At 42.1% G+C, this 5,000-nt stretch carries 5 protein-coding genes and 1 pseudogene; 4 read left to right on the top strand and 2 right to left on the bottom strand.

Translation table 11 applies throughout. The features are described 5' to 3' along the window. A partial coding sequence (locus tag K245_RS27570; RefSeq protein WP_027360909.1) for a transposase occupies window positions 1–189 on the bottom strand: 189 nt, incomplete at its 3' end. Between the two features lie 209 nt (window positions 190–398). Between K245_RS27570 and K245_RS0122335 the strand changes: the two genes are divergently transcribed. Further along, window positions 399–590, top strand: coding sequence for a hypothetical protein (locus K245_RS0122335; protein ID WP_027360908.1), 192 nt, complete (start codon window positions 399–401; stop codon window positions 588–590). 642 nt (window positions 591–1,232) lie between these two features. Here the strand turns inward: K245_RS0122335 and K245_RS0122320 are convergent. After that, window positions 1,233–1,928, bottom strand: coding sequence for an SDR family oxidoreductase (locus K245_RS0122320; RefSeq protein WP_198013972.1), 696 nt, complete (start codon window positions 1,926–1,928; stop codon window positions 1,233–1,235). 270 nt (window positions 1,929–2,198) lie between these two features. Here K245_RS0122320 and ald point away from each other — a divergent pair, with 270 nt between their 5' ends. The 3 genes and pseudogenes from ald to K245_RS28225 all read left to right on the top strand — a co-directional run. Beyond that, window positions 2,199–3,311 carry an alanine dehydrogenase gene (ald, locus tag K245_RS0122315; protein WP_027360906.1) on the top strand — a complete coding sequence of 371 codons (1,113 nt, stop codon included), beginning with the start codon at window positions 2,199–2,201 and terminating at the stop codon, window positions 3,309–3,311. Between the two features lie 217 nt (window positions 3,312–3,528). Beyond that, a complete protein-coding gene (locus tag K245_RS0122305; protein WP_027360905.1) occupies window positions 3,529–4,569 on the top strand; it encodes a hypothetical protein in 1,041 nt (346 codons plus the stop codon). 63 nt (window positions 4,570–4,632) lie between these two features. Further along, a pseudogene (locus K245_RS28225) lies at window positions 4,633–5,000 on the top strand (hypothetical protein); the annotation flags it as partial.

Here is a 5,000-nt window from a genome sequence, read left to right as displayed (position 1 = left end):
CTTGTGGCATTGGTACAGATCTCTTGATTTGAGCTCGCAAAATTTCGAACCGCCGCAATTCGGACAACTAAAACCATGCGGCCATCTAAGTCTGAATAATGAGTCTTGGCACTTATCTTCGGTCCCATATTCGGACAGGAATTCGTGAATACTCTTTCCTTTTTGAAATTGGATCATATTTTTTGCCATGCTACACCTCCATCATATCTGGATAATCTTTCACATGCCTTAAGATAAGCATGGCGGAGTAAAAATGGTAATCAAAAAAATAATTCAGTTCCTGCAATATTTTGCCGATAATACAAATGAATTTGCATCAGTCTATTCGATGATTTATATTGCATACAGAAGTAAAAAAAAATAAAGCTGATAAATCATTCCAGCCAAAGGAGTTTATCATGAATATAGGAAGCGTGAATTCGGGTTCAAACGCATATGGAACATACGGAGCAGGACAGCTAAAGACCCAGGCCGAACCTGTAGCAGATCAGGCAGCCCTTAAAACAGGAGAAAGCCAGGGAGGAGCGCAGATAACAGCGCTTGCCAAGGCAAATGAACTCCAGAAGAATATCATAGACCTGATTGCTTGATGTGCTCAAACCTCATTCCCCCTTATAAATAAACAAGGGGGATTTGATAACCATATTATTTTGTGGGTCTGTTTTATTTTCAGCTTGAGCGCCTTAAGCAAAATTCAAAACGCAATTTCAACATATTTGATGCCCATTCTTTTCTCCTGAAAATATTTTATCCTTATTATCATGGCGATGACGTGAACAGTTGATGGTCTCGCAAAAAGTCATAAAAAGGCATCAGCGTCATGCCGTACTTGATCCGCCATCTTTGTATTTTCAAATACTTCTGGATTCCGGCCTGCACAGGAATGACCGAAATCGGACTTATTGCGACCTTGTCAACAGTTGAAGCCCCACTCAAAAAGATAACATTCAAAAAATTATGTGGCTCTGCCTGATTTTCAGTTAAGAAGTGCCTTTTATGGTTAATTTGCCATCAAAAAAGGGTGATGCGTAAGTCGGATTAGGACGCCCTTTGTCCGTAATCCGACGTTAAGCCGAGTGCCTCCGGCGGGTCGCTTTTTATAAAAAGCTCCGCAAAAACTTTATGGTTTTGTTAGTAGGCAAAAAACTGATATTTTTAGAGTTTTAAAAATGTTAAGCCCACGAACTTTCAACTGTTACTGAGATTTGAGCATAACAACAAAAAATTATAATTCATTTCACAGAAAGAGGCTTGCCATTCATCTCTGACGTTATTGAAATTATAAAAGGAACAGCTCTTTCAGCCCACTCAACCGGCTTCAAATAAGATCCTGCCTCGCTGCCCCAGCACTGCCTTAGCATATTTGTATCAATGACTCCGGGATTTAACGGAATAGCAACCATGCCTACTGGCAGTTCTTCTGCCAAAGCCCTTGTCATTCCCTCGACCGCCCATTTGGAAGTACAGTAAGGCGCAACTTCGGGTGAAACAAATCTTCCCCATCCCGAACTGAAATTTATTATTTTCCCTTTTCTTCTTTTTATCATTTCAGGAACAAATGCCCGCACAACATTGAAAACGCCCTTTACATTGACATCAATGAGGTTTGAGAAATCATCAGGCCTTATCTGCCACAAAGGATGGGGATCATTCATTATGGCCGCATTATTTATCAGAATATCAGGCACTCCGGCTTTAGCGGCTATCTTTAAAGCCCATGCGTTTACAGACTCGAAATCAGTCACATCAACAACATCAAACATATGCATTTTACCAAACAAACTATTCAGGGCCAAAATCTCATTTTCAGACCTGCCGCACCCAAAGACCCTGTATCCAAGATCAATGAATTTAGCAGCCATTGCCCTGCCAAGACCTTTGGTAACACCTGTGATTACGATATTTCCTTGAAAGATTTTACTCATCATTGACTTCCTTTCAAAATACTTCCAATTCCAAATCAAAGTGTTATCTCAATGCATGGATCGGGTTAGCACCGTCGTCAGCTCCTCAACGTACAAACCACGTACGTTTGCGTCGTTTCCTCCTTGCCGCCTTGATTTCATCTTTGATTTGAAAATGAAATAAAATGCACCATTTTATTATCTGTGTTTATTAATTTATACTTTTTTTGACGAAAATGCTAAAATCATGCCGTTTATTCAGCAAACAATCCGACTTACTTTAAGGAGCCTGCCATGATAGTTGGAATTCTAAAAGAAATAAAAACCGAAGAAAACAGAGTATCCATGACTCCTTCTGGAGTCGAAATAATGACAAGAAACGGTCACCAGGTTCTTGTTGAAAGATCGGCAGGCTCAGGCAGCGGCTTTGATGACGACGCATATATCCTTGCAGGTGCGGATATCAGTGAGACACCTGAAGAAATATACGGCAAAAGCGATATGGTAATGCATGTTAAAGAGCCTCAACCTTCAGAATACGGTCTGATCAGACAAAACCAGATTGTATTCACATATTTTCATTTTGCCGCTGATAAAGATCTTACTACTGAATACATGAAAACAAGATCTGTGGCCATTGCTTACGAAACAATAGAAGGAAACGACGGAAGCCTTCCACTTCTGACTCCCATGAGCGAAGTCGCAGGAAGAATGTCTATCCAGGAAGCTGCAAAATATCTTGAAAGATTCCAGGGAGGAAGGGGCATCCTTCTTGGCGGAGTCACAGGAGTTCAGCCAGCGACAGTTCTTGTAATCGGAGGCGGGATTGTGGGAACAAACGCGGCTCTTATGGCATGCGGACTAGGCGCAAAAGTTTACCTTCTGGACAGAGATCTTGACAGACTGAGACACTTGTCAGAAATAATGCCCAAGAACTGTTTCCCAATAATGAGCACTCCGGCGACAATAAGAGAACTTGTCCAGGAGGCTGATGTTGTGATAGGCGCCGTACTTCTCAGAGGAGCGAGGGCGCCCATGCTTGTTACAAGGGAAATGCTATGGACAATGAAAAAAGGGGCCGTGATGGTCGACGTCGCAATTGACCAGGGCGGATGCTTCGAAACATCAAGAGCCACAACCCACAGCAACCCTACATACGAAGTTAACGGAATTATCCATTACTGCGTGGCGAACATGCCTGGTGCCGTACCCATGACATCGACATTGGCGCTAACAAATGCGACTCTTCCATATGCCTTGACAATAGCAAATAACGGCTGGAAAGGAGCTGCCATAAAGAACCCAGGCATCAAACCTGGGCTCAGCATGATAGACGGCAACATTACATGTAAAGGCGTCGCAGAGGCGTTCGGGATGGAGTATAAGGCTGTGGAAATATTTTTATAACCAAGATTGATGATTTCGAAAAAAAGTTTTGGAGTCATGCCTGACTTGATCCGGCATCCAGTTCTTTCAGATACTTCTGGATTCCTGACTGCGCTGGAAGGACAAGAATACGAGCTTTTGAAATTTCATCAACATTAAAGACCGAAAAAAATATTAAACAATCTGATATATTTTTATAAACAATAAAATTGTTCAAGGCGCATAAAGAAATCGTAAAATGAAAAACTTCAATTTTAAATTAATAAAAACAGCAGCAATCCTAACAATAATGCTCTGTACTCATAATGCATTTGCGGAAGATAACAAACCAACTGAAAACCCCGGATTCACAAGCATACCATTCACGGCTCAGCCAGTCCAGCGCCAGTGGAGAACAGGCTTCAAGGCGAATTCTGTTCTTGATTTCATTGAAATACCTCCTTCAAAGGCTATGTGCGAAGAGTGCGAGCGTATTTCCAGAGAAACCTGGCCGCCTGAAAAGACGGAACATCTTAATTTTGAAAACCCGAACGCGCTTCCGCTGCCTTTTGATGACAACGGCTCCATCAAAAGCGGCCTTATCAATCCTGAAAAATGGTTTCTTATTGATCTAAAAGGAAACATAAAAGAAACCAGCGTAAACAGGCTTACAGCGGTTTTTTCCCAAACTTCCTCGGGTTGCTGCTACATGACATCCGAAGCCCTCGGGCAGAAAGATACCGTTGTCATTAACACCATGGGGCCAACTCCAAACAATTTTTTCATTGCATACACTTCAAAGCCTGTGCCTGTGCCAGTTATGCGCAGAGCAGACACAAAGCAGAAACAGTTTACAAATACTGGAGAGAAAATACCGGAAGAATACATTAACTCCCTTGATTCGGCGGCTATGAAGCAGGCATTGGGTGACAAGCAAACTGTTTTCAAAAAAGAGCTTCAGATGGCTTATACCCAGGACTTTCAGGCATGTATAGATCAGAAAAAAGGGGTTGAAAAACTCTCTATGACCGGCTGGATATCCGAAGATTTCACATGTGCATTTGCAATCTACAGAAAAGAAGAAAAAAACGCCGAACCTGTTGCCGTATTTTTTAACGCAAGACAGGCGTACAACGACAATTTCAGGCCAACCATTGAAGCGGCCGCAGATCTCGACGGAAACGGCACAGACGAATTAATAACTTCCGTGGCTTATTCTGAAGGCAACGCTTTCAAGATTTTCACGATCAAAAATGAAAAAATGACCCAGATTTATGAAACAGGGTATTACGGGCTTTGATTTCTTGGTATGACTAAAACGATTCTGGACAATCACTGAAGAACATTTTACCGGGGTATCTAAATGAAAAAGATTGTTATTTCGTTTATTGTTGCAATTGTTTTTTGTTCAGGAATTTCAAAGGCAGATACATGTTGGAACGATCCGGCGTTAACAAAAAAGACTGAAACCGAGATACTTATTGCGGCAAATGAGACAGATCAGAAGCAGGACGTGGAAAAACGGGCAGCGGAAGATAGAATGCGGCAGGAAAAAATAGAGGCCGAAAGAAGAGCTAACGAAGACAGAGAACGCCAGCAAAAAGCAGAGGCTGAAAGAAAAGCTAACGAAGACAGAGAACGCCAGCAAAAAGCAGAGGCTGAAAGAAAAGCCAACGAAGACAGAGAACGCCAGCAAAAAGCAGAGGCTGATAGAAGAGCCAACGAGGACAG

Source organism: Desulforegula conservatrix Mb1Pa (genome assembly GCF_000426225.1).
GTDB classification, from domain to species: domain Bacteria; phylum Desulfobacterota; class Desulfobacteria; order Desulfobacterales; family Desulforegulaceae; genus Desulforegula; species Desulforegula conservatrix.
The sequence above is the reverse complement of the archived record's forward strand: the minus strand, read 5'-3'. Positions and strand labels throughout refer to the sequence as shown.

Excerpts from the sequence above, each read along its gene's own strand:
- K245_RS0122335 (WP_027360908.1), top strand. The coding sequence starts at position 399 with ATGAATATAGGAAGCGTGAATTCGGGTTCAAACGCATATGGAACATAC.
- K245_RS0122320 (WP_198013972.1), bottom strand. The coding sequence starts at position 1,928 with ATGATGAGTAAAATCTTTCAAGGAAATATCGTAATCACAGGTGTTACC.
- ald (WP_027360906.1), top strand. The coding sequence starts at position 2,199 with ATGATAGTTGGAATTCTAAAAGAAATAAAAACCGAAGAAAACAGAGTA.
- K245_RS0122305 (WP_027360905.1), top strand. The coding sequence starts at position 3,529 with ATGAAAAACTTCAATTTTAAATTAATAAAAACAGCAGCAATCCTAACA.